Raw genomic sequence first — 26,255 nt, forward strand, 5'->3', positions numbered from 1 at the left:
GGGTTCAGGATTCGACGGTCGCGTCCAGCACGACCTTGAACGCCGCCCGGCGGTCGAAGAGGTCGTAGGCGTGCACCGCGTCGGACAGCGGCAGCCGGTGCGAGATGATCGCGGCCGGATCGAGCCGGTCCGCGCGCACCAGGGCGAGCACGCGGTCGCGGAACCGGATCGGATTGCCGACGACAAACCGGATGCTCAGCTCCCGGGCGAACGCGGTGCCGGCGGGAAACGCGAGATCCTGCGCGTGGTGCGCGCCGACCACGACGATCCGGCCGCACGGTCCGGCGCCGTGGACGGCGCCGATGAGCGCGTCCTGGCTGCCCACCGCCTCGATCACCGCCGCGGCGCCGTCCACCGCGCCGCAGCGCGCCAGCGCCACGCGGAACTCCCCGGGCATGGCTCCGGTGAACCCGAGGGTCTCCGCCCGGGCTCGCCGGGCGGGATCGGGATCGGAGACCACGACCCGGGCCGCCCCGGCCGCCGCGGCGCACATCGCCGCGCAGATGCCGACCGGCCCGCCGCCGACCACACCCACGGTCTCCCCCGGTGCCAGTCCGGCGGCTTCGACGGCGGCGTACCCGGTGGCGAGGATGTCCCCGGCGAACAGGGCTTCCTCGTCGGTGAGGTCGGCGGGAACCCGGGACAGCACGACATCCGCGAACGGGACGCGCACGTACTCGGCCTGCCCGCCGGGCAGGCTCGCGCCGACCACTGTCGAGTACCCGAACAGGGTCACCTGCGGACACTGGTAGTGCCGTCCGGCCGCGCAGTTGCCACACCGTCCACACGCGACAACGTCGGAGGCGAGCACCCGGTCACCGGCGGCGAACGGCACCTCCGGCCCGGCCGCGGCGACGGTTCCGACGAACTCGTGCCCGAGCACGGTTCCCGCCGCGAAGTCGGGTAGTTCGCCCCGGTAGGGGTGCAGATCGGTGCCGCAGATCGAGGTCGTGGTCACCCGGACGACGGCGTCCCGCGGGCCCGTCACCTCGGGTACCGGGAGGTCGTGCGCCAACCGGACGTCTCGTGGTCCGCAGTAGACGACACCCTTCACGGCGTTCCCCTTTCCACGATGCGCCAGTCCTTGGCCGCCAGTTCGATCGGCACCGCGTTCCCGGCCCAGATCAGTTCGGCGCGCACCGGTGCGTCACGGTGGTTGACCACGATCGCGCGGCTCGGCGTCGGCGACCGTTCCGGCACGATCTCCACGTCCGCCTCCGCGCAACCGATCACCGGGGCCAGCCCCGCGAACTCCGCGATCCGGCGGTAGAACCGTTCACCGCGTTCGGCGGTCAGCCGGTCGGGCTGGTCGAGCTGCCGTTCGAAGGGCGCGGCGCAGAAGATCATGCGGCCGCGCCCGACCGGGTTGGCGAAGAGCGCGGCGTCGCCGTCGGGGAAGTGCCCGAGCGGGACGGCGTTCTTCGCCGCGACCTGGACCGGGCGGGCGGCGGCGGTCGCCCAGTCGAGCGGCCATTCGTCGCCGGTCCAGGCGAGCGCCGATTTGCCCGCCGCGCGCAGCGAGTAGTCCACCAGCTCGACCCCGGCCAGATCGGCGCCGGGAAACCCGTGCAAGTGGTCGCCCATCGAGTAGTAGACGAACCCGCCGCCGTCCAGGCAGGCCCGCAGCCGGGTCCGGTCGGTCTCGGTCGTCCGGGTCACCGAAGGGCAGACCACCAGCCGGTAGCCGTCGAGCGATCCGGACACGACGTCGAAGTCCAGATGCGCCCGTTTGAGCAGCAGATAGGCGAAGAAGGTGGCCACCGTTCCGGACTGACCGTCCAGATAGGACTCGCTGCCGCCGCGGATCGCCTGGGGCAGGTACAGCGCGATCCGCGCCCGGCCGCGTTCGCGGGACAGGTCCGCCGCCGCGGCGGCCACCCGGCGCAGTTCGGTGAGGATCGGTTTGGGCGTGCCGTCGATCCGGCGCAACCCCTGGTACCGCTCGTTGGGGCGCTGCCGGTAGGGGTCGGCGGCGGAGACGATGTCCTGCCAGCACCACACCGCCAGCCCGGCCCCGCCGTTGGCGAGGATGGAGGCGGCGGACGCGCGCAGGTAACGCGCGGCGGTCTCGTCGTCGACCCCGTAGCTGCCCAGCTCGTCCACGAACGGGGTCCCGTAGGCGGCGGCGAAACGCACCAGGAACGGGGCCAGGCTGGTGGCCTTGTAGGACCGGGTCGACTCGATCGAACCCGGCGCCCAGGTGGGGAATCCGTGCGTCGCGATGAGGTCCAGGCCACGTGCGTTGTCCACACCGAACGGGGTGGAGCCGAACACCCCGGAGGCGTCGTTCGCCTGGCACACCAGCGCGCCCGGCCGTTCGGCGCGCAACGCGGCGGCCATCCGGTCGTGCCATCCGGCCACGTCCGCCGCGGACAGTTCGGCCGCGGCGCCGGGTTCGACGTTGGCTATCTCGTCGCCGAGATCGAACGCCAGCACGTTGTCCGCGCCGTCCAGCGTCCGGCCGATCGCACGCAGGAACTCCTCCTGCCGCGCCAGCAGGGCCGGATCGCGCCACAGGCTGCGGCCCGCTCGCCACGGCAGATCCAGCCGCTGCCCGTTCATCCAGATGGTGAAGATCGACAGCACGCAGACCAGCCCGGCGCGGTCGGCCAGTTCGACGGTGTCCCGGAGCCGGGCGAAGGACGCCATCCGGAAACCGCCCGGCTCGGGTTCGAAGTCACGCCAGAACACGAAGAGGCGCACGGTGTTCAGGCCGTCCTCGGCCATCTGCCGGAAGTCCCGGTCGAGTTCGTGCGGATTCCAGTCGAGCCAGATCCGGCAACCCGCGCGGGAGGGGTGGTAGTTGCACCCGATCGGGACGAACGGCACACCGTCGCGCAGTATCCGGCCGTCCCGCACGGTGAAACTCATGCGCCCCCTCCGCCAACGCTCCGGGTGGCCGCCGGGGCCGCATGGGTGGCGTACCAGTGGAAGGTGTCCCGCAGCCCGTCGCCGAGGCCGATCCGGGGTTCGTAGCCGGTGAGTTCGCGCAGCCTGGTCAGGCCGGGCAGGCGGCGCTCGGGCGAGCTGGCCGGTGGTGCGAAGATCCGGAACTCGGGGCGGTATCCGGCCAGTTCGGTGACCCGTTCGGCCAGCCGGTCGATCCGGATCTCCTCCCGGTCGTTGCCGATGTTCACCACGAGCGGTTCCGGATCGGGCAGCCGCATCAGGGCCACCGTGGCCGCGACCGCGTCCTCGATGTGGCAGAACGCCCGGGTCTGCGTGGCGCCGTAGATCTCGAAGGGGTTCTGCCGGGCGAGGGCGCGGGCGATGAACTGCGGGATGACGTGCTCGTGCCCCATCCGCGGGCCGTAGATGTTGTGGTAGCGCCCGATCCGGACCCGGAGACCGGTCCGATCGTGCCGGAACAGGCCCTCGGCGGCCACCTTGCTCAGGGCGTAGGAGGCACGCGGCAGGGCGGGGTCGGCCAGCGCGAACGGTCCGTTCTCCGCGGTCGGGTACGAGGTGAGTCCCAGGTGCGCGGCGCCGTCGGCGACCTCGCTCGTCGAGCTGAGGAACACCGCCTCCGGCGGATGGCGCCGGCACCAGTCCAGCACGTGCAGCGCCGCCCGCAGGTTCACGTCCAGCACCCGCGCCGGGTTCTCGTTCACCCGCTGGACGCCGACCACCGAGGCGAGGTGGTAGACGCTGCCGAACGTGCCGGTCAGCAGCCCGTCCGGGATGGGGGCGGTCAGATCGTGCTCCACGACGTCGACCAGTCCGCGCAGTTCGCGGAAGTCGTCGTCCGGGGTGCCCCGCGAGAAGTCGTCCAGCAGGGTGACCTCGGCCCCGGCCAGCAGGAGATGCCGGGCGAGGTGCAGCCCGACGAAACCGGCCCCACCGGTGATGAGGGCGCGCAACGGTTGTTTCGGCTCAGCGGCCACGGCCCAGCCTCCGGTACTCGATGTCGTGCACGTCGGCCAACTCGTCCTCGAGCAGGCCCCACAGGTCGAAGACCACCGCCGGGCGGTTCATCCGGGACAGCACACCGGCGCGCTCGATCTCGGCCCGGTAGCGCGGGTGATCGACCAGCAGCACCAGGGCGTCCGCCCCGGTCATCCCGTCGGTGAGCGATGCCGGCCGGAACCCGAGTTCGGCGATCCGCGCGTCGGCCACCACGAAGTCGTGGCCGGCCAGCACCGCCACCCGGTCCCGCAGGGCCGCCTCGACCTCGGTCGCGGCCGATCCCCGGACGTCATCGGTTTCCGGGCGTCCCTTGTAGGCGATACCGCATACCAGCACCTTCGCCTCGGCCGGTGGGCATCCCTTGGCCGCCAACGCCTTGAGCACGTGTTCCACCACGACGTGCGGCACCCGCTCGTTGACCGACCGGGCCGCCGAAACCATCGGCGGCCGATACCCCGCCTCCTCCGCCGAGTGGCGGAGCAGGTAGGGGTCCTTGGTCAGGCAGCTTCCGCCGACGAACCCGGGGCGGGACAGATCCGGCCGCGGGTACCGGAGGTTGGCCGAGGCGATGACCTCGTTCGCGTCGACGCCGAGCGCCTCGGCCATCAGCGCGATCTCGTTGCCGAAACCGTAGATGAGATCGGTGTGCGCGTTGCAGACCAGCTTGATCAGCTCCGCGGACTCCAGATCGGACACCGTCACCTGGTCGGCGGCGACCGGTGCGAACAGCTCGCGGGCGCGGGCCAGGGACCGGTCGTCGATCGCGCCGATCACCTGGGGCAGCTCGGAAAGCTCGACCAGCGCCTGCCCCTGGATCGTCCTTTCCGGACAGAAGGCGAGCAGGGGTTCGGCGACCCGTTCGGCCAGCCGCGGGTAGACCAGCCGCCGGCAGGTGCCCACCGGGACCGTGCTGCGCACGACCACCAGGGTGCCGGCACCGACGTGCTCGGCCACGTGCTCGATCGCCGCGCGCAGATGCCGCAGGTCCGGCCGTTTCGTCTCCGGATCCACGGCGGTGCCGACGCAGATGACCACCGCGTCCAGCGGCGCCGGGGGCAGCCGGTCGGCGATGGTCAACCGGGAACCGGCTTCGCCGTGCAGGAGTTCGTCCAGGCCCGGTTCGTAGAACTTCGGGCGGCCTTCGGCGACCGAGGCCCGCACCGCCGGGTCGACGTCCACGCCGACGACCGGGACGCCCCGGTCCGCCAGGGTCAACGCCAGGGGGAGACCTACGTAGCCCAGCCCGACCACGGCCACCTGGCCGCCGGTCCGCTGGCCCGCTGGATGAGTCACGTCGATTCCTCGCTCTCCTCGGATTGCTCGAGTCCGGCGTCGCCGTCTCCCGTCCGCGCCAGCAGGGCGCGCCGGTCCACCTTTCCCATCGCGTTGCGCGGCAACCGGTCGAGTACGTGCAGGCGGTGGGGCACCTCGTAGGGCATCAGCCGCCGGGCCCGGCAGAACGCGATCACGTCGTCCTCCCGGGTGCCCGGGGTGACCACCACGGCCGCGTGGACGCGTTGCTCCCGGGCGTCGCCGGCCGCGCCGTAGACGAAGACGTCCACCACGCCCGGGCATTCGCCGAGAATCCGCGCGATCCGCTGCGGGTTCACCTTGCGGCCGCCGACATTGATGAAGGTGTTCTTCCGCCCGGCCAGGAAGAGGTGACCGTCCCCGTCGATCCGGCCGAGGTCCCCGGTGTCGTAGAAGCCTTCCTCGGTTCCCGCCTCCGCCCGCGCGCCGGCGTAGCCGCGGAACAACGTCGGCGTGCGCACGAGCAGCCGCCCGTCGCGGGCCCGCAGTTCCACCCCGGGCGCGGCGGTGCCGACCGAGTCCGCGGGCCAGCGGGTGGCCCAGGCCGGATGGCAGGCGATCAAACCGGTTTCGGTGCTGCCGTAGACCTGCCGGACCGGGCAGCCGAGCAGGCTTTCGGCTTCCCCGGCGAGTTCGGCCGCGAGCGGGCCGCCGGAGGACAGCGCGATCCGGAGCGCTCCGCCGGGCACCGGCAGGGCGGGGGCCAGCAACCGGTATCCCAGCGGCGTGGCGAGCAGCACCGTGGCCTTCGCGGTGAGCCCCTCCAAGATCCGCCGGACGTTGAACCGGGGCATCGTCCACACGCACGCCCCGGACACCAGCGCGGCGATCAGCCCGCCGATCAGGCCGAACGAATGCGCGAGCGGCACGGTGACCAGCACTGAATCCGTTGGCCCGAGCGCGAACACCTCGCGGTAGGTGGCGCCGCCGCGCAGGACGTTGCGCAACGGCTGGCGAGCGAGGCGCGGCTCCCCGGTCGACCCCGAGGTCGCCTGCAGCACCTCCCCGTCCGGCCGCGCTTCGCTCGCGGCGGCGGTGACCGGCCCGGCGGCGACCGCCAGTTCGTCGTAGGTCATCGTGGTGAACGAACCGTCCGGCGGTGGGATCCACCCGGCGGGCCGCACCACGAGGGACGCGCCCAGCCGGTGAAAGGGCGAGTCCCGGTCGGCCAGGTAGGAATTGCCCTCCTCCACCAACGCGATGTCCACTCCGGACACCGCGAGGCCGAGTACCGCGGCCACGCTCGCGGCGCTCCCGTCGACCACCACCACGACCGGCTCGGCGGCGGGCAGGGTGTTCGCCCGCGCCGCGACGGCCCCGGTGGCGTCGGCCAGTTCCGCCCAGGTCGTCGTCCGCCACCCGGCCGGGGTGGCGAACCGGACGGCCGGCCGGTCGGCGGCGCGCTCCCGGTTGCGCACCAGCGTGGCGAGCAGGGTCTTCCGCGCGAAGGCCCCGGTGTCGTCCTCCGGCCGGGTCCCGCGGCTAGTTCGCATGGGCCGCGATCACCGAAGCCAGCCCGGCCGGCGAGGCGTCGTCGAAGATCGCCAACAGCAGCTCCGCCTGCAGGTCGTCGGCCGCCTCGGTGCCGGCCGGACCGTGTTCCTCGACCAGCCGTTGCAGCACCTCCACGGCGCGCAGCGAGTCACCACCGCATTCGAAGAAGTCGTCGTGCGCGGTCAACGGCGCGCGCACGAGCACCTCCCCCATCACCTTGCCGATGGTGGCGCGGAGGTCAGCTGACTGATCTCGCATCTCATCCCCATTTCGTCTGTCCGGTCCGGACGAATCCGGAAACTCCGGATCACTTCGCGAACGCTTCCCGCAGCGCCGCACCGGCGAGGTCCTCCAACTGCCGGGCGGCGGGCAGGATCCCGGACAGCCCGAAGACTCCGTGGAACAATCCGTTCACCCGGTGCACGGCCACCGGAACCCCGGCCTCGGCCAGGCGCGCACCGTAGGCTTCGCCCTCCTCGCGCAGCGGATCGTGTTCGGCCGTGAGAATCGCCGCCGGGGGCAGCCCGGCCAGGCTGGGCGACCGCAGCGGCGAGGCGTAGGGCTGTTCGCCCTGCGCGGTGTCGGCCAGGTACTGCTCGGCGAACCAGCGCATATGGGTGCGCGTGAGGTAGTAGCCCTCGGCGTGGTTGTCGCGCGGCGCCAGGCAGTCGGTCACCGGGTAGATCAGCAGCTGGAAGCCGATCGGCGGGCCGCCGCGATCCCGGGCCAGCAGGGTGGTGACCGTGGCGAGCGTGCCCCCGGCGCTGTCCCCGGCGACCGCGAGCCGGTGCGGGTCGCCACCGAGTTCGGTCGCGCGCGCACTCACCCAGCACACCGCCCGGTAGGCGTCCTGCACCGCCGCCGGGTACCGGTGTTCCGGTGCACGCCGGTAGTCGACCGCGACGACCAGTGCGCCGGCCTCGTTGGCGAGCAGGCGGCACACCCCGTCGTGGGTGTCCAGGTCGCAGAGCACGAATCCGCCGCCGTGGAAGTAGACGATCACCGGTAACGCGGCTTCTCCGGCGACGGGCCGGTAGATCCGGACCGCGAGATCCGGCTCGCCGGGCACGACGTCGTCCCGGACCGCGGCCACCGGCTGACCGGGCGGGAACCGGGCCCGCGCGTGGATGCGCCGGGCCTCCCCGGCATCGGTGACCTCGCCACCGACATCGGGGTAGGCCGCCGACATGACGCGCATCACCGCGGCCGTATACGCTTTGAGAACCATTGTGCAGCCTCCGTCTACAAAGGACGGCGAAGTCGTAGTAACTCAACGATCGCAACACTCTTCACGCTGAACAAGGCCCCGGTGAGCGCGCCATGAGCCTGGCCGCGTGGGCATGCCGGAACGACCAGTTCCCCCGCGAACGAGCACGCGGCAGGCTGGCGGCGGTGCCGTGTCCGCCCGAGTCCGGCACCGCCAGGAGCGGCCGATGAACGAGCGCGACACCAGCCAAGAGCGGATCGGCGTGGAGGATCCGGCGACCGGGGCGGTCTTCGCCGAGGTGCCGGTGTGCTCACCAGCCGAACTCGACCGGACGGCCGGGGCGGCCGCCGCGGCCGCCCCGGGCTGGGCACGACTGTCCCTTCAGGACCGGCGGAAAGCACTCCTCGCCTGCGGCCGGACGCTGGCCGCACACCGGGACGAGCTCGCCGGACTGCTCACCCGGGAACAGGGAAAGCCGCTTCGCGGCGCCCTCGGCGAGATCGGCCTGGCCGCGGACTGGTTCGGCCACACCGCTGAACTCGGCCTCGAACCGGAACGGCTGGTCGACGAACCGGGCGCCGAAATCACGCTGGAGCGGGTGCCGCACGGGGTGGTGGCCGCCCTCGCCCCGTTCAACTTCCCCATCATTCTCGCGGTCACCAAGCTGGCCCCCGCGTTGCTGGCGGGGAACACCGCGATCCTCAAACCGTCCCCGCTCACCCCGTTGTCGAGCCTGCGGATGGTCGAGCTGCTGCGCGAGGTCCTGCCGCCGGGGGTGCTCGCCGCGGTCACCGGCGGCGCCGGGCCGGGCGCGGCGCTGTGCGCCCATCCCGCGGTCCGGCTCATCTCGTTCACCGGTTCCATCCCGGTGGGACGGGAGATCGCCCGGCACGCGGCCGCCGAGTTCAAACGGGTCGTCCTCGAACTCGGCGGCAACGATCCGGCCATCGTCCTTCCCGGCGCCGATGTCGACGGGATCGCCGATGCGCTGTTCGACCGCGCGCTGGAGAACAGCGGTCAGTTCTGCGCGGCCATCAAACGGATCTACGTCTCCCACGCGCAACGGGCCGATCTGGTGGACGCCTTGGCGGCACGCGCGAGGAACACCGTGGTCGGCCCCGGCGCCGAACCGGCGACCGATCTCGGGCCGCTGGCCGGCCGCGCGCAACGGGACCGGGTGCACGAACTGGTCACCGAGGCACGGCGAGCCGGCGCGCGGGTGGTCACCGGCGGGCGGCTGCCCGCCGGGCCCGGGTACTTCTACCCGCCGACCGTGGTCACCGATCTGCCCGAGGGCACTCGCCTGGAAACGACCGAACAGTTCGGCCCGGTCATCCCCGTGCTCGGTTACTCCACTGTGGACGAAGCCGTCGCGCGGGCGAACGCCACCGAGTTCGGCCTCGGCGCCTCGGTCTGGGGCGACGAGCGGAACGCCCGTGGGGTCGCCGACGCCCTCGACTGCGGGACGGTCTGGATCAACACCCACGGCGACCTCCGGCCCACCGTGCCCTTCGGTGGCGCCCGGTGTTCCGGAACCGGCGTCGAATACGGCTACTGGGGGCTGCTGGAGTACACCCGGATCAAGGTGCGCAACGTCCGCGGTTGAGGAAACCGGAGGAGAACGCGCCGGTCGTGGAGGGGTACGACCGGCGCGTTCTCGCCGGGGTCAACCGCGCTTGCGGGCGATGACCAGCGCGTTGCCCGGCGCGCTGCGAATCGGCACGAACCGGGTGTCGGTCAGGCCCACCTTGGTGAACCAGTTGCGCACCTCGTCGCCCTGGTAGGTGCGCTGCCCGGCCGCGCTGAACATGGACAGCGCCATCAGCGAACCGTAGGTGTAGCCGACCTTGCCGAGTTTCGGCGACGGGAACTGGTCGAGCAGCACCACCGTGCCGCCCGGTTCGACGGTCTCGTACACGCGCCGCATCAGCTCCAGGTTCTCCGCCTCGCTCTTGGAGTGGATGATGTTGAACAGCAGCACCACGTCGGCCGGATCGAGCTCGTCGGTGAAGAAGTCACCGGCACGGAACTTCACCCGATCCTGCATGCCGTGTTCGGCGACGGTGGTGGTCACGATCTTTTCGACCTGCGGCACGTCGAACACCACGGCGCCCAGGCGCCGGTACCGGCGGCAGAACGCGATGCTGTACAGCCCGTGGCCGCCGCCGAGGTCGAGCAGCCGCCGGGCCGAGCGGTTGATCTTGACCCGCCGGAGCACCTCGTCGATGTTCATCTGGGCCAGCGAGACCATGCCGTTCTGGAAGATCTTCCAGTCGCCGCCGAACCACACCGGCCGGACACCGCGGCCGTCCCGGAGCTGCGATTCGAGGTGTTCCCAGTCCCGGAAGACGATCTTCTCGAAGTACGGAACGCCGAGTTTGACGGTCTCGCGCAACCGGCTGGTCATCGCCGTGTTCTCGTACCGCCCGTGCTGCTCGCGCACGTAGCCGAGGCAGTTCAGGGCGTCCAGCAGCAGGGCCATCCCGCCCGGGTGGATACCGGTCTCCTCGGCCAGCACCGCCGGCGTCTTCGGGGAAACGTTCAGCGAATCGAAGATGCCGTTGCGGAAGGCGATGCAGACCGCGCGGAAACCCCACGCCGAAAGGAAATCCGTCATGAACGCCGGGACCGGGCGCATCGGGGGCGGGACGAGGCGGTCCCGGAGCTGGCTCAGCAAGGTCATGGTTCCTCCGTAGTGTCGGCTTTCCCAGGAAGCGGATGGTGACCGGATCAGGCCGCGGCGCGGACGCGGTCGCGCAGCGCCCGGGCGACGAGCAGGACGTCGTCATCGGACATCCGGCCGTGCAGGGGAAGGGACAGCAGGCGCCCGGAGATCCGGTCGGTCACCGGCAGCTCGCGATGCGCCGAGGCGAAGTTGTCGCGGTAGAAGGAGAATCGATGGGTTGGCGGGTAGTGCATCGAGGTCTGCACCCCTGCGCGGGCGAGTGCGTCGCGGACCGCGTCCCGGTCGGCGCTCGCGGGGAGCAGCACCGCCATCAGGTGGTGTGCCGAATCGCCGGTCCGTCCGGCGAACGGGATGCCGAGCCCGGGAATCCCGGCCAGCGCCTGGTGGTAACGCGCGACGAGCTCGCGGCGACGCGTGCGGTCCGCGCTCAGCTTGCGCAACTGCACCCGGCCGAGGGCGGCGGTGATCTCGTTCGGGCGGTAGTTCAGCCCGAGCCCGGCGACGTCGTACCCGGCCTGGCCGGACTGGCCCGACTGCGCGCGCTGCCAGGTGGAGGTGGTCATCCAGTGCGACCGCATGAGCCGGATCCGCTCCAGCACCTCCGGATCCCGGGCCACCACCATCCCGCCTTCGGCGGTGGTGACGTTCTTGGTCGCGAAGAAGCTGAAACACCCCAGCGCGCCGAACGTGCCGAGCATGCCGCCGTTCGCGCGGACCCGCGGCGCGTGCGCCGCGTCCTCGATCAGCGCGATCCCGTGGTCCGCCGCGACGGTCCGCAGGGCTTCGACGTCGGCGGCGTGGCCGCCGTAGTGCATCGCGACGATCGCCTTCGTCCGCCCGGTCACCAGCCGGTCGGCATCGGCCGGATCGATGGTCGGCTCGAGTTCGGAGCGCACGTCCGCGAAGACCGGGGTGGCCCCGAGCATCGCGGTCACCGCGGCCGAAGCCACGAAGGTGAGCGCGGGGACGATGACCTCGTCGCCGGGCCGGAGGTCGAGGTTCATCATCGCCAGATGCAGTGCCGCGGTGCCGCTGTTGACCGCGACCGCGTCCGGTACGTCCAGTGCCGCGGCGAACTCCCGTTCGAAGTCCCGGGTGCGCGGCCCGGCCGAGAGCCAGCGCGAACGCAGCACCTCGGTCACCGCCTCGATCTCCGGTTCACCGATCGTGTTGTCCGCGAAGGCCACCTGCCATTGCGGCGTCATGCGCGTCCCCCTGTCCGGGCTCGTTCGGCGCTCTGGTAACCGGTTTCGACCTCGGCGGCGACCTTGTCCCAGCCGAACTCGTCTGCCGCGCGGGCCTTTCCGGCGCGGCCCATGGCCGTTCTGGTCTCGTGGTCGGTCAGCAGGGCGATCAACGCCGCCGCGACCGGTTCGGGACGGGCCGGCACCACCAGCCCGTCGATCTGGTCGCGGACGACCTCCCGCGCCCCGGGATACTCGCCGGTCACCACCGGTTTCGCGCAGGCCCAGGCTTCGGCGAAGACGAGCGGGAAGACGTCGGCGCTGGTCGGCAGGCAGAGCAGCGCGCACGCGGCGAGCGCGTCGTGCTTGGTTTGCTCGTCCACCATGCCGAGGTCGAGCACCCGCGGATCGGCGTGGGCGCGGAAGGTTTCCGCGGCGTCGGCGTCACCGTCCGGTCCGAGGAAGACGAACGAGACACCGGGCAAGCGGCGCCACACCAGCCGGGTGGCCCGCAACAAGGTCCGGTATCCCTTGAAGGCCACCCGCCGTCCGGCGAAGAGCACCAGCTCGCCGGTCAACCCGTAACGGCGGCGGAATCCGCCGGGGTCGGGGTGACCGGCGAGGTCCGCGGCGTGGGGGATCCGCCGGATGCGGTCGGCCGGAATCCCGATCCCGCGAACGCCCTCGGCCTCCGCCTCGTTGAGCGTGAACAGGACGTCGGCGGCCTCGCAGAGCGCGGCCGCGCGGCGCGGTTCGGGCCAGACGCGGGACGCCGAGGCCGGGGTCAGGGCGAACGCGGCGCCGTGGTGCCGCGCCAGCCGCCAGGCCAGGTCGACGAGATCCGGTTTGGCGAGATCGAAGGCGTGCACGACGTCGGGCCGCCAGCCGGGCAGGCCACGGCGCAGTTCCGCTTCCGACGAGAATCGCGGGCATCCCGCGGGAGTTTCCCGGATCCAGCCGAGGCTGTCGGTCAGGATGACGACCCGGTGTCCCCGCGCCGAAAGCTGTTCCAGGGTCCGCCAGGCCATCCGTTCGGCGCCGGCGAGCACTTCCCGGTACCCGCCGAACACGACCAGGATGTTGCGCGTCCGCCCGGTCACGCGCGGGCCTCGCTCCGGTCGAGCAGGACGCCGACGTCCAGGCCCGCGGCCAGATCGTCGAGCCCGGCGCCCGGCGCCCCGTCGGCGGGCTGGTCGCGCCCGGTCGCCGGGTCCGGTCCCAGGTAGCGGTCCGGATCCGCCTCGAAGGCCTTGCGCGCCTCGTCGTACCGCAGCGGGGTCCCGATGTCGTGCCAGGCCCCGGAGAATCCGTAGCCGTGGACCGGTTCATCGTGCCGGATCAGGGCGTTGATCAGATCGGGCATATCGGCCGGGCCGCCGCGCGGAATGTACTTCCGCGCGGCCGGGCTGACCGCGTAGATGCCCGAGGACACGTTGAGATCGAAGGTGGGTTTCTCCAGGACTTCCCGGATCCGCCCGTCGATCACCCGCACCAGACCGACCCCGGCGGACAGCCTGCGCCGGACGAACGCGACGGTCAGCAGGCTCTGCCTTGCCTGGTGCCGGCGCAGGAGATCGCCGAAGTCGATGGTGGTCAGGATGTCCCCGTTCATCACCACGGCCGGCGTGTCCCAGTTCTCGGTGAGCAGCAACGGCGCCGCCGTGCCGAGTGGACGTTCGTCGACGCTGTACTCGATGGACAGTCCCAGGGCGGCACCCGAGCCGAACTCCGCGCGGATCATCTCTCCCAGATGGGAGACGCACAGCGTCACACGGTCGAATCCGAAGGCCCGAAGCCGGCGCAGGATGATCTCCAGGATCGCGTACCGGCCGAGCCGGATGAGCGCCTTCGGCTGATCCGCGGTGTGGGGCAGCAGGCGAGTTCCCTTTCCTCCCACCAAGAGGATGGCATGCACGATCGTCACCCCGATAACTGGACAATGTTGTCTGCCTCATTCCGTTTCAGCCTATCGACGGCGGAGAAAGGCACGAAGTCCACAAACGGCCGGTCGGGTGCCCTAGCCGAATGTCCAGCTCCGGATCGGCTCAGCGCATGAGAAAACCCTGAATGGCCGGACCGGAAACGAGTTCCGGACCGGACCATTCAGGGCAGGAGAAAGCTGGGTTCTCAGCCGCCGAAGCCGAGTGCCACCGGACTCGCGAACACCGACGAGTCCGCGATGCTGCCCGAGCGGAGCGAGCATCCCGGCGTGGCCGTGCAGTCGACCTTTCCGGCCGGCGAACCGTCCACCGGGCTGACCCCGTCGAACGCCGCGCGAACCGTGACCGTGGTCGAGAAACCACCGGCGGAGTCGGTGGTCACCACCGATCTGTCCGCGAAGTCGCAGCTCACCGCCGGCCAGTCACCCGGCCCGCACTGCATGGCTCCGACCTGGTCACCGGCCGCGAACCCCTGGCCGGTGACCGTTACCGACTGCCCGTCGTGCAGCCCGGTCGACGGGGAGACCGTGATTTCCGGTGTCGCCGCGGAAGCGGGCGCGGCGGCGAGCAGGACCACCCCGGCGCCGGCGGCGAAAACCGCGGCCAGCCGGCGAACCATTCCAACACCGTGTTCAGTCGACATCGCTTTTCCTGACCTCCAGATCGTGGGGTTAGGGGAATTCACGAAAGCGCAAGCAGGTAATACCGATTGCTAATACTGACTTTCTAGTCCTAGATCAGGACTTTACGTAGCCAAGGTTAGCTTCTCGGAGGGTGGACGGTCAAGATCTGCGATTACCCGCCGACGCCGCGTGCCGAGCCCAGCGCGGCCTCGTCGACCAGCAGGCCCCACTGACCGGCGAGCGCGATGGCCTCGTGCCGGTTCCGCGCCCCCATGCGCCGGTAGATGTCGGAAAGCCGCCGGAAGATCTCCCGCTGGGAATAGCCCTCGGCACGGGCGAGCTGAACGACCGAACCGCCACTGGCGAGCACCCGCAGCCAGTGGACCTCGCGGGAAAGCAGCGGGGTGCCGCGCGGCCGTTCCGCGGATGTCTTGGCCAGCGCCTGCGCGACCGCGGTGGGCAGCCTGGTGTGTCCGGCCATCGCCGAGCGCACCGCGTCCACGATCTCGTCCGGGCTCGATCCCCAGCCGACGGCGGCGTGCGCGCCGGCGCGCAGCGCGCGCAGGAAGGCGGACAGCTCGGCGGACGGCAGCACCGCCACGACCACCAGATCGGGGAACTCGTCGAGGAGTGCCCGGATCCGTTCCGCCTCGTCGGCGGAGTGCAGGGTCACCAGGACGGCGTCGGCCGGTTTCTGGCGCAGCCATGCCTCGGGTCGCTCCGGTTTGACCACTTCGAAACCGCCGTCCTCCAGGATCGCGGCTAGCCCGGCGCGGAAAGCCGGAATGCGGTCGACGACTACCGCGACGCCTGCGGGCATGATCGCTCCCCCAATACTGTTTCCACGCGAACGTTTCGGCTCCCCCGGACTCGCCTTCGCGGCGATCTCCGCCCATTATTGCCTGCCCGATCAGCCCTACCCTCTCGGACGATGCGCAACCGGAGCCGGAACGGGCGTCGCGGGCCCATAACGGGCCACGGCGACCGCCACCCACTCCGTGGTTGCCGTCAACGCAGCATTGTTTCCGTAGCCTGGCCGCGCGGCCGCTGACACACTCCGAATTATGCTTGTCAACTATCACGGAAACGGCCCTTATTGCGCCTCGGACGCCATCACGATGATGATCGGTTCGGCGAGCCCGGGCGCCGCCGCATTGGAAGTGCTCAGCGGCTCGCCATTCGGATTGAGCATCCAGAGCACCGGAATGGTGGACCAGGACCTGCCGTTCTTCTGCGCCAAGGAATGGCTGCCCCCGGACGGTATCGCCAACTCGTTGAGCCTGCTCGGCTGGACCTTCGACCAGAATGGCGGGTCCCGCGAGGAGGCGATGGCGATTCTGCGCCGGGCGACCCCGGAGCAGCCCGTGCTGGCCGGCCCGGTGGAGATGGGCTTGCTCCCCCACCACCCCGGTCTCGGCCAGCCCATCGGCGCGGACCACCACCTCGTCGTGTTCGGGTTCGACGGCGATCTGATCCTGATGCACGATCCGCACGGCTACCCGTTCGCCACCGTGCCGACCGAAGCCTTCCTCACCGCCTGGGAAGCGGACACCGTCGGCTATCCCGTTCAGCCGTACACCACTCGGACCAACTTCCGCAGGCTCCGCGAGATCGATCTGGCGACCGCGCTGCGCCAGTCCGTGCCGACCGCCATCCGGTTGCTGGACGGACCCGACTCCGCGAACAGCGCGGAGCGGCTGGCCGCCATGGTGGAGTCCGGGCTCACCCGGATGCAGCACAAGTACCTCGTCGAGTACCAGATCAGCGGCGGGACCATGCGCCTGTCGGACGCGGCCTCGCTGTTCGCCAGGATCGGCTGCACCGCGGCGGCCAGGATCATGGAATACCAGGCCCGCCTGATCGGTTCGCTGCAGCTGCCGCTCGTCACCGGGGACACGGCGACCGCCGCGGCGACCTTCCGCGCACTGGCCCCGACCTACGCGCAACTCCGGCTGGCTCTGCTGCAGACCGCGGGCCTGACCTACGGGCTACCAGACTGAACAACCCGGCGGCGTCACAACTCGGCAACAAGCCGATCACCAAAGCACGGTCATACTCCCGGCGGTAGTCCGAAATCAATATCTCCCAGCACTAATTCAGGACCAAGGAAATACCGAATGCGCGGTTGAAACTCCAACATCTCCGCGCTTAGCACACCCGGACGGGTACGCCCAAACGGCGTAGTTCCACCCATTTGCAGTATGGCCGATAGCCAAGTTGTTACCTTCCGTAAAAGCAATGAATCTTCCACATTGCTGTCTTCACCTGAAGCTGTACTTGTTCCTCCCAAATGCCGGTACGGTGGCTTCAGATCCTGACTTAGGGGGAGCGGTGATCGAACCAACTGGGGAACTGGCAACATCCACTTCCCGTGCGCGGACAATCGCCATCCGCCGCGAGAACGCGGATACCTTGGGCAAAACATAGAGATCCGTCGCGTCGAACATTCGCGATACTCAATCCATTCGGGCGAAACGCCGCACCCGAACCGGCGCGCGATGTCATGTTATCCCACGCCCGGAACCGGGATACCAGCCTGCCCGAAAACGAAACCAAGTCGATCTGGGGACATAAGCCGGACGGAGTTTTCTCATGGATAAGGAAAACGAGGACGCCATCGCGCGCTCAATCGATTTCATGCGCAACAATCTTGGTGAGCGAATAACCGTCAACGACATGGCACGGGCAGCGATGTACAGCAAGTTCCACTTCTCGCGGGTCTTCCACCGGGTCACCGGGATCTCCCCCGGCCGGTTCCTCTCCGCGATCCGCCTCCAGGAGGCCAAACGGCTGCTCGCCGTCACCTCGTGCACGGTCACCGAGATCAGCTACCGGGTCGGGTACAACAGCGTCGGCACCTTCGGGTCCCGGTTCACCAGCAGTGTCGGCGTCCCGCCGACCGTCTACCGCCAGTACGGTGGTTTCCCCTGCCGGGTCCAGGTCGGCAAGCAGCGCGCCCTGGCCGCGGCCCGTTCGGCGACCACGACCGTGCGGGGGCACGTGCGATCGCTGCGCGCGGACGTCGCCGGCCCGATCTTCGTCGGCCTCTTCCCGGACCCGTTGCCCGAAGGCGTGCCGGTCGCGTGCTGCACGCTCCCCCGCGCCGGTGCCTACGTGCTCGAACGCGTCCCGACCGGCACCTGGCACGTCCTCGCCCACGCGCCTTCGGACGGGTACGACGACGAGGATCCCACGGCGGGCGCCTCGGTCGCGGCGCACGGGCCGATCACGATCCGGCCGGAAACCGGCACCCGGGCCGTGGATCTGTGGCTGCACCCCATGCGCATCGTGGATCCACCGGCCCTGCTCGCCCTGCTCGACCGGGCGCCGGCGGTTTCTCGGCAGGACGTCGGCTGAGGAAGGGGCCGGCACGGCGGGGCGCTGAGCGAATCCGGCGACAACAACCCTCCTGACCTGGTCTTCGCTGATAGAATGCCGCCCGTGGCTGGGAAACGTTCGTACGACGACGGGTGCGCGACAGCCCATGCTCTCGACCTGGTCGGCGAACGGTGGGCGCTGCTGGTCGTCCGCGAACTCCTGCTCGGTCCGAAGCGCTTCACCGACCTACGGGAAGGGCTGCCCGGAATCAGCCCGAATGTCCTGTCCCAGCGATTGCGCGAACTCGAACAGGCCGGCGTCGTGCGGCGGAGCAAGCTCGGTCCGCCGTACGGCGCCAAGGTCTACGAGCTCACCGAATGGGGCGTCCAGCTCGAGCCGGTGATCGTCCAGCTCGGACGCTGGGCCTGCCGCTCACCGTGGCTGGCCCACGACGCCGAGGTGGGCACCGATTCGCTGATCCTCGCGTTGCGGACGCTGTTCGACCCGGTCGCCGCGCGGGCGTTCGCCGCCACCTTCACGTTGGTGCTGGGCGAACAATCCTTCGAGATCGTGGTGCGGCAGGGCCGGTTCCGGGTCAGCCGCGGCGGCGCCGACCGGCCGGACGCGGTGATCGACACCGACGTTCAGACCCTGAACGCCCTGCTCTGGGGAAGTCGCAAGCTCTCCGAGGCGGTCCGTGGCGACGCCGTGCGGATCGCCGGTCCGCGTGCGCTGGTTTCTCGCCTGCTCACGCTGTTCCCGCTCCCCGAACAGGCGCCGCTGCTCACCGGTACCTAGCGCCGGCGGGCCGAGGTCGCCGCCGGCTCGGCCGGGAGGCTCCCGCGGCCCGCCCCGGTTCCGCCCGGCCGGCGCCACGAGTGGCGCAGCACCCGCAACGCCATGCCGGGGCGCAGCAGTGCGGTGGGCGGGTCGATCAGACCGGCCACCCGCATGAAGGCGCCGGTGATCCGGCTGTCCCGCAACGCGGCGGCCTGCAACCGGCCCATGTAGGCGTTGACCATGCGGATCTTCGCGGAGCGTTCGCCCTCCACCCGGGGCCAGCTCAGGTCACCGCCGGCCGCGATGTCCCAGGGCGCGTCGATGACACCGGAGATGTCCCGGAAGAACCGGAGAGGCGACGGCGGGCCACCGGCGAGGAGATGCCGCCGCAAGGTCATCGCCTCCAGCGCGGCCACCGTCATCCCCTGGCCGTAGACCGGGTTGAAACTGCAGACGCCGTCGCCCAGCACGAGCAGGCGTTCCGGGAACCGGGTCAGCCGCTCGTAACGGCGCCGGACGCTCGCCGGGAAGCGGATGGCGACCGGCTCGGCGACCGGCTCGGTGTCCTTGATCGCGTCGTAGATCCCCGGTATCGGCAGCGATCGGGCGTAGTCGAGAAAACCGCGGAGACCGGCTTCCGGCCGATCGCCGAGCATCCCGGTCAGGGAAAGGATGTGCCGGTCGCCGCCGACCCGGCCGAAGAAGGCGCCCCGCGGGCTGTTCGGGGTCGCGAGCGGGATCAGCGAGAGATCGTTCTTGAGCGGGCGGGCCGGGAGGTCGTATTCGCAGGTGGTGTAGGAGAGCCCGATCTTGACCCGCTCCTCCTCCGGTTTCGCGAAATCCAGGGCGTCCAGCCACACCGGTGTCCGGGAGCCCCGGCCGGTGCAGTCCACGACCAGATCGGCCCGCAGGGTCTCCTCGCCGCTGTCCGCGGCGTGCCGGCGCACCCGCGCTCCGGTGACCACGCGCCGGTTCGCGGACGTCTCCAGCCCGAGAATGTCGCAGCGTTCGAGGAACCGCACGCCACCGAGGGCGGCGACGCGGGTCCGGACCCGGGCCTCCAGGAACGGCCGGGTGACCGAGGCGACGATCAGCCCGGTCCGCGCCGGTCGCCACGGGGCTCCGTCGAGGAACCAGTGCATCTCCCCCATGTCGACCATCGGGATGCCGGCCGAGGACAGTTCCTCGGTCAGCCCGGGGAACAACCGTTCCAGCGTCTGCTGCCCCTGCGCGAGCAACGCGTGCGCGTGGGCGCCCTGCGGCACCCCGCGCCGCGCGTGCTCCGCACCGGTCAGCTCGTCCCGGTCCACCACGGTCACCTCGTCGTAGGCCTCGGCGAGAACCCGCGCGGCGAGCAGGCCCGCCATGCTGCCGCCGAGGACCACCGCGTGCCGCCCCACCTGTCCGCCCATCGTGGCCACCTCCTCCGCTTCCGTCGTGATCAGGCGTTTCCGGCGGGACTGTTCTGGTATGCGGCGATCTGCCACCGGCCGTCGCGTTCGACGACCACCCAGGTCGCCCGGATCGCCCGCTCGGCGGAGACCTCGGAGTCACCGGGCGCGAGGACCCCGCCCTTGGTGACCACCACCGCGACACCCGGGGCGAGGAGCCGGGCCTCCAGCGGCGTCCCGGCGACCCGGGTGCCGTAGTAGGGCACGGCGAACGCGCTCGCCATGAAGAACCGGATCTCGTCGCGCCCGCTCGCGTAGACACCGGGCAGGATCATGTACCCGTCGGGGGTGAACGCATCGGCGAACGTGGCGGCGTCGTGGTTGGCCCACGCGGCGACGATGCGCTCCGGCGTCGCCCGGGCCGCGGCCAGCGCGGCCTCCGACCGGCCGTCGTGCACGCCGACCGGTTCGGCTTCGACGTCGGCCACAATGGACGGCGAGTCGCTTTCGGACATGCTTCTTCCCTTCTCCGCGGGCGTGGCGCGTAACTGAAGCCAGAACACGAGGCGACCGGCACTCCACGGTCGGCCTCGCCACCGAATCGTCACACCCGTTTCCCGGGCCCGGCACCTTGCGTGTTGCGCTCCCGCGACCCCGCCGGGCACGGCAATCCAGGAGGTGTGCCGCCAAGTCCGCCGAACGCACGATGAACCGGCGGGGACAGCCGGCGCCTCGTTCGACCACCCGCCACTAGCCCTGAGGAGGACAGGTGGACACAGTCCACAAACCGGCCACGACCGAACTGGTCGACCGGGCCGCGAAACTGGTGCCCCTGCTGCGGGAGAAGGCCGCCTGGGCCGAGGAGAACCGGCGCCTTCCCGACGAAACGATCGAAGCGCTGGCCGAGGCCGGCATCTTCCGGATGCGGGTGCCCGCGCGTTACGGGGGATACGAGAGCGATGCCCGGACCATGCTCGCGGTCGCCGCCGAACTCGGCCGCGGCGACGGATCGGCGTCGTGGACGGCCTCGGTGTGGTGGATCACCACCTGGATGGCCGGGTTGTTCCCGGACGAGGTGCAGGACGAGGTGTTCTCGACGCCCGACGTCCGGGTGTGCGGGACCCTGAGCCCGAGCGCGACGGCCGTACCCGCGGACGGCGGGCTGCTGCTGAACGGCAAATGGGGTTTCATCAGCGGCGCGCTGCACAGCCACTGGCAGGTGGTCATCGCGATGTCGCCCACCCCGGACGGCGCCCAGCAGCCGATCATGGGCCTGGTTCCGATGTCCGATCTGCGCATCGTCGACGACTGGCACACCGCCGGTCTGAGCGGCACCGGCAGCGTCACCACGGTCGCCGAGGACGTGCTGATCCCCTATCCGCGCGTGCTTCCCCTGGCCGCGGTGCTGCGCGAGCAGTACGGTTCGAGGCTCAACGCGACCGCCCCGATCTTCCGGGCGCCACTGCTCCCGACCGCGTCCACGTCCTCGGTCGGCACCGTGATCGGCCTGGCCAGGGCGGCCCGGGAGCTCTTCCTCCAGCGGCTGCCGGAGCGGCGCATCACCTACACCGACTACTCGAGCCAGCGCGAGGCGCCGCTGACCCATCTCCAGGTGGCCGAGGCGACGCTGAGCCTGGACGCCGCGGAGTTCCACGCCCACCGGCTGGCCACCCTGGTCGACACCAAGGGCGCCGGCGACGAGCCGTGGACCGCCGAAGAGCGTGCCCGCGCCCGGGCCGACATGGGCCAGGTGTGCCGGCTCGGCAAGCAGGCGGTGGACATCCTGAACACCGCCAGCGGCGGGTCGTCGATCTACCGGACGGTGCCGATCCAGCGGATCGAACGTGACGTGCAGACGATCAACCTGCACGCCCTGATGCACCCGAACACGAACCTCGAACTGTTCGGCCGCGTGCTCTGCGGATTGGAACCGAACACGCTCTACTTCTGATCCGGATGCGGTAACACGCCGTTTCTCCGCATTTGTTCGGGCCGCGATCACGGCCCGAACAAATGGTTTCACCGGGCTTACGAAGGGGAGTTCCATGAAGGCTGCGGTCATTCCGGGCTTGAACGAAACGTGGGAAGTGCGCGAGGTGCCCACCCCGCGTCCGGGTCCCGGCGAGGTGCTGATCCGGGTGCACGCGTGCGGCATCTGCCACAACGACGTCCTGGCGACCCGGGGCGTGATCCCGTTCCCGGCGATCACGCCGGCGGTCACCGGGCACGAGCCGGTCGGTGAGATCGTCGAGGTCGGCGCCGGGGTCACCACCCGCGCACCGGGTGACCGGGTCGGCACGACCTGGGTGCAGTCCACCTGCGGCCGGTGCGACTACTGCCGCCGCGGCCTGCCCGTCTCCGGTCAGGCCGCGCTGAACTGCGCGGCGCCGGTGATGACCGGGTTCACCGCGCCGGGCGGGCACGCCGAGTACCTGGTCGCGGCCGCGGCGGCCACGGTGCTCATCCCCGAGGACCTGCCGGACGAGCTGGCGGCGCCGATGCTCTGCGCGGGATACACCAGTTGGAGTGCCCTGCGTGCGGCCGAACCGCGGCCCGGTGAACGCGTCGCGGTGCTCGGCATCGGTGGGCTGGGCCATCTGGCCGTGCAGTTCGCGAAGGCGTGCGGCCTGGAGACGGTCGCGATGACCCATTCGGCCGACAAGCACGACCTCGCCCGCGAACTCGGCGCCGATCTGGTGGTGGGTAACGGCGAGGAACTGCGGGCGGCCGGGGGCGCCGACGTGGTGCTGGTGACCGGGAACTCCTATCCGGCGGCCTCGGATGCCCTCCAGGGGCTGCGCGTCAACGGCCGGCTGGTCCTCGCCGGGATCGATCCGGCCGGCGCGTTCACCATCGCGCCGAACCTGGCACAGCCGTTCTTCGCCCAGCGCCAGCGGGTGCTCGGCGCCACGCACAACGGGCTGGACCTGCTGCGCGAGGCGCTCGACCTGGCGGCGTCCGGGGTGGTGACGCCCCGCGTCGAATGCTTCCCGGTAGCCGCGGTCGGCGAGGCGGTCGAAAGGGTCGCGAACGGAACCGTGCGATTCCGCGCGGTGGTCACCTATTGATTCTCGAAACAAGGCGAAGGAGCCGGATATGCTCCAGGCGAGCGAGGCGTTCAGCGGGTTCTCGGTCGACGACCTGCAGAAAGCGCAGAAGTTCTACGGCGAGAAGCTCGGGCTCGATGTGGTCAGAAAGTACGGCCAGCTCCAGATAACGCTGGACGAGGGGCGGAAACTTCTCATCTACCCCAAACGGGACCACGTTCCGGCGACCTATACCGCGCTGTACTTTCCGGTGACCGATATCGAAGCGGCGGTCGACGATCTCGCCGGCCGCGGTGTCGTGTTCGAGCACTACGCGAAGCCCAAGACCGACGCGAAGGGAATCTACCGCGGCCGGGGACCGAAGATCGCTTGGTTCAAGGATCCCGCGGGGAACGTGCTTTCGGTTCTGGAAGAGAAATAGTCCCGGCCGGATGGAATCCGAGATCCCGGCGAAGGCGCGGCGCTGGGCGGTGGTGACCGGGCTGGCGGGTTTCCTGCTCGCGGTTTCCCTGCCGTTCCTGCCGGCGCGGTTCACGGTGACCACCGTGGAATGGCCCACCGCGCAGGGCACCCGGTCGCTGTCCGCGCCGCTGGTGAGCTACTCGCCGGTGCGGCTGGACGTCACCGTGCCCTGCGCGACGGCGCACGCGCTGGACGCCCGGCTGCCGGGCCCGGGAGTCCTGGTGTCCACCACCCCACCGGGTTCCCCGCCCGGCGCCGCCACCGGATTCAGCCTGCGGGTGGACGCCGGGCGGCTCGTCGTCCGGAACCGCGGGCAGGAACCGGTCGTCGCCGCCCTGCCCGCCGGCGCCTGTTCGATCAGGGCCATCTCGACGGCCGAGCACACGGCGGTGTCGCTCGGCGAAACGCCGCTGCTGGTCCGTTCCGGCGACGAACGTCCCCAGCTGACCGGGATCTTCTCCGATCTCGACGCGGCGACCGACGACGTCCACGGGCTCGCGGTCCGGGCGCGGGTGGACGACCGGTTCGACTCCGATCCGTCCTCGCTCAAGCTCACCGTGGCCGGGCTGGCCATCCTGGCATGCGGCGGGGCCGGGTTCGCGCTGCGTGGTCTGGACCGCGGTACGCGGCCGCCCCGCGCACGTCCCCGTCGTTTCCGTCCGCGCCGCCCCGGCCCGGCCGACGTCGTGGTCGGGGGCGCCCTGGCCGCGTGGTGGCTGATCGGTCCGCTGACGCCGGACGACGGGTACGTGCTCACCATGGCCCGCGACCGGGCGGCCGCCGGTTACGTGCCGAACTACTTCCGCTGGTTCGGCTCGCCGGAGTCGCTGTTCGGCTGGTTCTACGACGGTTACGCGTTGTGGGCTCGGGTGTCGACGTCGGTGCCGTGGCTGCGCCTGCCCTCGCTGCTGCTCGGGGTGGCCACCTGGTTCGTGCTCAGCCGGATGCTGTTACCCCGCCTCGGTTCCCGGATCCGGCGGGCGAAGGTCGCGCGGTGGGCGGCGGCCGCGGCCTTCCTCGCGTGCTGGCTGCCGTTCGACGCCGGCCTGCGCGCCGAACCGGTGGTGGTGCTGTTCTCCGCGCTCGCCCTGGCCGGGGTCGAACGCGCGGTGGCCACCCGGCGGCTGACGCCGCTGGCGCTGGCCGCCGTTTCCGCCGGGCTGGCCGTGGCGGCGATCCCGAACGGCCTGCTGGGCCTGCTCCCGTTCGCCGTCGCTCCGCGGCCCCTGGTGCGCCTGGTCCGCGCCCGCGCAACGGAACACGGCGGGCTTTCCGTGCTCGCGCCCCTGCTGGCCGCCTTCGCCACGATCCTGGTGGTGATCTACTGGGACCGCACGTGGCAGTCCGTTGTGGACGTGACCCGGCTGCGGTTCGAACTCGGTCCCGCGCACGGCTGGTACGACGACTACCTCCGCTACCTCGATCTGTTCAGCGAAACCGTTTCGGGCTCGATCGCCTACCGCTTCCCGGTCCTGGTCATCGCACTGTGCCTGGCCACCTGCACGGTGGTCACCCTGCGCCGCCGGATCCGCGGGCTCGCGCCTGGGCCGGTCCGCCGCCTGCTGGCGATGACCGCGCTGTCCTTTGTGGTCCTGATGCTCGCGCCGACGAAACTCTCCCACCACTTCGGCGCCTTCGCCGCGCTCGGCGGTGCGCTCGGCGCGGTGACCGCGGTGCTCACCGGCCCCGCGGTGCTGCGCTCGCGGCGCAACCGCGCGCTGTTCGCGATGGCGCTGCTGGTGGCCTGCGCCTTCGCGCTGTCCGGGCCGAACGCGTACTGGTACCTGTCCGGCTGGGGCGTGCCGTGGGCGGACCGCGTACCGGAGCTCGGCGGGATTCAACTCCGCACGGTCGTGCTCGGCCTGGCGGCCGTCGCCGGGATCGTCGCGCTGGCCGAGCATCTGCGCACCGCCCGCCGCGGCGCGCACCGCAGGCCGCGGGCCCGCTTCGTCGCGCTGCCGCTGGTGTGCACGCTGGCGGTCCTCGGCGAGTTCGCCTCCACCGCGATCGGGATGGCGCGGCAGCGCGACGGTTTCAGCTTGGGCCTCGACAACGTCTCCGCGCTGACCGGCGGCGGTTGCGGGCTCGCGGACCACGTCCTGGTGGAAACCGATGCCGCGGCCGGGGTGCTTCCGGTGTCGCCCGGTCAACCGCCGTCCGCCTGGGTCGACGACGGAAGCGGTTCGTCGCGCACGCCGTGGTACGAACTGCCGCCCCCGCGGGCTCGGGCCGGGCTGCCCGTGGTGCTCCCGCTGCCCGCCTCGGCGGGCGAGCTGACCGTCGAGTTCGGACAGCCGGGGCGTCCGGCGACCCGCCACCCGGTCCCCCGCTCCGGTGCGCCCGAGGCCCGGATCCCGGTGGACGGCGAGGCCACCGCGGTCCGTTTCCTGGCCGCCACGCACGATCTCCGGGAGGCGATCGGCCCGCCGCGCGTGCCGCGGGTCCGGACGCTGACCGAGGTCGTCGGCGACGCGCCCGTCCTCATCGACTGGCCCGCCGCGTTCCCGTATCCGTGCGTCACCGTGGCCGGGATCCGGGACGGCATCGCGGACGTGCCCCGGTACCGCATCGACGGTTCCGCCGACTTCCGGTTCTCCGGCTGGTCGTGCCCGGAGAAGGGCGGCCCGTCCGGCTGGCTGAACGTGCTCGCCACCGCTCGCGTCCTGCCCACCTACCTGTCCGGCCAGCCCGGCCGCGACTGGGGCGAACTGCGGGTGCTGGAGCCCTACGCGCCGCAGGCGCTGCCCGCGGCGGCCGCGCTGGTCCGGTCGATCGAAGAACACCCCGGCACCTGGTCCCCGGGGCCGCCGAGCCGGACCGTCTCCCTTCCCCCGGGCGGCACCAGTGGTGACGACGTCACCGGGTTCCTCTGCACCGGCGGTTGACGCCCCGCGAAACCCTTGAGG

23 protein-coding genes are annotated in these 26,255 nt (G+C 71.1%); 8 read left to right on the top strand and 15 right to left on the bottom strand.

What is annotated here, in order from left to right:
• Positions 1 to 4: 4 nt before the first annotated feature.
• The 7 genes from FXO23_RS11350 to FXO23_RS11380 are packed head-to-tail and all read right to left on the bottom strand — an operon-like array spanning position 5 to position 7,939.
• Complete coding sequence (locus FXO23_RS11350) at positions 5 to 1,054, bottom strand: alcohol dehydrogenase catalytic domain-containing protein (RefSeq protein ID WP_158883755.1); 1,050 nt, start codon at positions 1,052 to 1,054, stop codon at positions 5 to 7.
• Positions 1,051 to 2,871, bottom strand: a complete 1,821-nt coding sequence (locus FXO23_RS11355) for a cellulase family glycosylhydrolase (RefSeq protein WP_158883757.1) — start codon at positions 2,869 to 2,871, stop codon at positions 1,051 to 1,053. Before FXO23_RS11355 ends, FXO23_RS11350 begins: the two co-directional genes overlap by 4 nt.
• Complete coding sequence (locus FXO23_RS11360; RefSeq protein WP_218951960.1) at positions 2,868 to 3,884, bottom strand: NAD-dependent epimerase/dehydratase family protein; 1,017 nt, start codon at positions 3,882 to 3,884, stop codon at positions 2,868 to 2,870. Before FXO23_RS11360 ends, FXO23_RS11355 begins: the two co-directional genes overlap by 4 nt.
• Positions 3,874 to 5,199, bottom strand: a complete 1,326-nt coding sequence (locus tag FXO23_RS11365) for a nucleotide sugar dehydrogenase (protein WP_158883758.1) — start codon at positions 5,197 to 5,199, stop codon at positions 3,874 to 3,876. Before FXO23_RS11365 ends, FXO23_RS11360 begins: the two co-directional genes overlap by 11 nt.
• Entirely contained in the window at positions 5,196 to 6,710 is a 1,515-nt protein-coding gene (locus tag FXO23_RS11370) for a class I adenylate-forming enzyme family protein (protein WP_158883760.1), read from the bottom strand. Before FXO23_RS11370 ends, FXO23_RS11365 begins: the two co-directional genes overlap by 4 nt.
• Complete coding sequence (locus FXO23_RS11375) at positions 6,700 to 6,969, bottom strand: acyl carrier protein (RefSeq protein WP_158883762.1); 270 nt, start codon at positions 6,967 to 6,969, stop codon at positions 6,700 to 6,702. The genes FXO23_RS11370 and FXO23_RS11375 overlap by 11 nt, the downstream gene beginning before the upstream one ends.
• 49 nt (positions 6,970 to 7,018) lie before the next feature.
• Positions 7,019 to 7,939, bottom strand: a complete 921-nt coding sequence (locus FXO23_RS11380; RefSeq protein WP_158883764.1) for an alpha/beta hydrolase — start codon at positions 7,937 to 7,939, stop codon at positions 7,019 to 7,021.
• A 205-nt stretch (positions 7,940 to 8,144) separates the two neighbouring features.
• Here FXO23_RS11380 and FXO23_RS11385 point away from each other — a divergent pair, with 205 nt between their 5' ends.
• Positions 8,145 to 9,524: an aldehyde dehydrogenase family protein gene (locus FXO23_RS11385; protein ID WP_158883766.1), complete on the top strand. Its 1,380-nt coding sequence runs from the start codon at positions 8,145 to 8,147 to the stop codon at positions 9,522 to 9,524.
• A gap of 60 nt (positions 9,525 to 9,584) precedes the next feature.
• Here the strand turns inward: FXO23_RS11385 and FXO23_RS11390 are convergent, their stop codons facing one another.
• The 6 genes from FXO23_RS11390 to FXO23_RS11415 form a co-directional block, all read right to left on the bottom strand.
• Positions 9,585 to 10,601 carry a methyltransferase gene (locus FXO23_RS11390; RefSeq protein ID WP_158883768.1) on the bottom strand — a complete coding sequence of 339 codons (1,017 nt, stop codon included), beginning with the start codon at positions 10,599 to 10,601 and terminating at the stop codon, positions 9,585 to 9,587.
• 47 nt (positions 10,602 to 10,648) lie between these two features.
• A complete protein-coding gene (locus tag FXO23_RS11395; RefSeq protein ID WP_158883770.1) occupies positions 10,649 to 11,809 on the bottom strand; it encodes a DegT/DnrJ/EryC1/StrS family aminotransferase in 1,161 nt (386 codons plus the stop codon).
• Entirely contained in the window at positions 11,806 to 12,888 is a 1,083-nt protein-coding gene (locus FXO23_RS11400; protein WP_158883772.1) for a glycosyltransferase family 4 protein, read from the bottom strand. The genes FXO23_RS11395 and FXO23_RS11400 overlap by 4 nt, the downstream gene beginning before the upstream one ends.
• Complete coding sequence (locus FXO23_RS11405) at positions 12,885 to 13,712, bottom strand: sugar phosphate nucleotidyltransferase (protein WP_218951961.1); 828 nt, start codon at positions 13,710 to 13,712, stop codon at positions 12,885 to 12,887. The genes FXO23_RS11400 and FXO23_RS11405 overlap by 4 nt, the downstream gene beginning before the upstream one ends.
• Before the next feature lie 203 nt (positions 13,713 to 13,915).
• Complete coding sequence (locus FXO23_RS11410) at positions 13,916 to 14,347, bottom strand: enediyne antibiotic chromoprotein (RefSeq protein ID WP_158883774.1); 432 nt, start codon at positions 14,345 to 14,347, stop codon at positions 13,916 to 13,918.
• Between the two features lie 176 nt (positions 14,348 to 14,523).
• Positions 14,524 to 15,171 (bottom strand): response regulator transcription factor, encoded by a 648-nt coding sequence (locus FXO23_RS11415; RefSeq protein ID WP_158883776.1) that lies wholly within the window; start codon positions 15,169 to 15,171, stop codon positions 14,524 to 14,526.
• A gap of 244 nt (positions 15,172 to 15,415) precedes the next feature.
• Here FXO23_RS11415 and FXO23_RS11420 point away from each other — a divergent pair, with 244 nt between their 5' ends.
• The 3 genes from FXO23_RS11420 to FXO23_RS11430 all read left to right on the top strand — a co-directional run bounded on the left by FXO23_RS11420 (position 15,416) and on the right by FXO23_RS11430 (position 18,467).
• A complete protein-coding gene (locus FXO23_RS11420; RefSeq protein WP_158883778.1) occupies positions 15,416 to 16,351 on the top strand; it encodes a hypothetical protein in 936 nt (311 codons plus the stop codon).
• A gap of 637 nt (positions 16,352 to 16,988) precedes the next feature.
• Positions 16,989 to 17,708: a helix-turn-helix transcriptional regulator gene (locus tag FXO23_RS11425; protein WP_218951969.1), complete on the top strand. Its 720-nt coding sequence runs from the start codon at positions 16,989 to 16,991 to the stop codon at positions 17,706 to 17,708.
• 84 nt (positions 17,709 to 17,792) lie between these two features.
• Positions 17,793 to 18,467 carry a winged helix-turn-helix transcriptional regulator gene (locus tag FXO23_RS11430; RefSeq protein ID WP_158883782.1) on the top strand — a complete coding sequence of 225 codons (675 nt, stop codon included), beginning with the start codon at positions 17,793 to 17,795 and terminating at the stop codon, positions 18,465 to 18,467.
• On the opposite strand, the gene FXO23_RS11435 is transcribed toward FXO23_RS11430, so the two are convergent.
• Together FXO23_RS11435 and FXO23_RS11440 are read right to left on the bottom strand one after the other, a co-directional pair.
• The gene (locus FXO23_RS11435) at positions 18,464 to 19,861 is read right to left on the bottom strand and encodes an FAD-dependent oxidoreductase (protein ID WP_158883784.1); all 1,398 of its coding nucleotides are present in this window, start codon (positions 19,859 to 19,861) and stop codon (positions 18,464 to 18,466) included. The two genes, FXO23_RS11430 and FXO23_RS11435, sit on opposite strands and share 4 nt — an antisense overlap.
• A gap of 29 nt (positions 19,862 to 19,890) precedes the next feature.
• Positions 19,891 to 20,355, bottom strand: a complete 465-nt coding sequence (locus FXO23_RS11440) for an SgcJ/EcaC family oxidoreductase (protein ID WP_158883786.1) — start codon at positions 20,353 to 20,355, stop codon at positions 19,891 to 19,893.
• Positions 20,356 to 20,609: 254 nt separating this feature from the next.
• Between FXO23_RS11440 and FXO23_RS11445 the strand changes: the two genes are divergently transcribed.
• The 4 genes from FXO23_RS11445 (at position 20,610) to FXO23_RS11460 (ending at position 26,234) form a co-directional block, all read left to right on the top strand.
• On the top strand, positions 20,610 to 21,791 hold the full coding sequence (locus FXO23_RS11445) for an acyl-CoA dehydrogenase family protein (RefSeq protein ID WP_246257136.1): 1,182 nt from the start codon (positions 20,610 to 20,612) through the stop codon (positions 21,789 to 21,791).
• Between the two features lie 94 nt (positions 21,792 to 21,885).
• Entirely contained in the window at positions 21,886 to 22,908 is a 1,023-nt protein-coding gene (locus FXO23_RS11450) for an alcohol dehydrogenase catalytic domain-containing protein (protein WP_158883788.1), read from the top strand.
• Between the two features lie 28 nt (positions 22,909 to 22,936).
• On the top strand, positions 22,937 to 23,308 hold the full coding sequence (locus FXO23_RS11455; protein ID WP_158883789.1) for a VOC family protein: 372 nt from the start codon (positions 22,937 to 22,939) through the stop codon (positions 23,306 to 23,308).
• Positions 23,309 to 23,318: 10 nt separating this feature from the next.
• Entirely contained in the window at positions 23,319 to 26,234 is a 2,916-nt protein-coding gene (locus tag FXO23_RS11460) for an arabinosyltransferase domain-containing protein (protein WP_158883791.1), read from the top strand.
• The last annotated feature ends 21 nt before the right edge of the window (positions 26,235 to 26,255 follow it).

This window comes from Amycolatopsis anabasis, from assembly GCF_009765355.1.
Taxonomy (GTDB): Bacteria; Actinomycetota; Actinomycetes; order Mycobacteriales; family Pseudonocardiaceae; genus Amycolatopsis; species Amycolatopsis anabasis.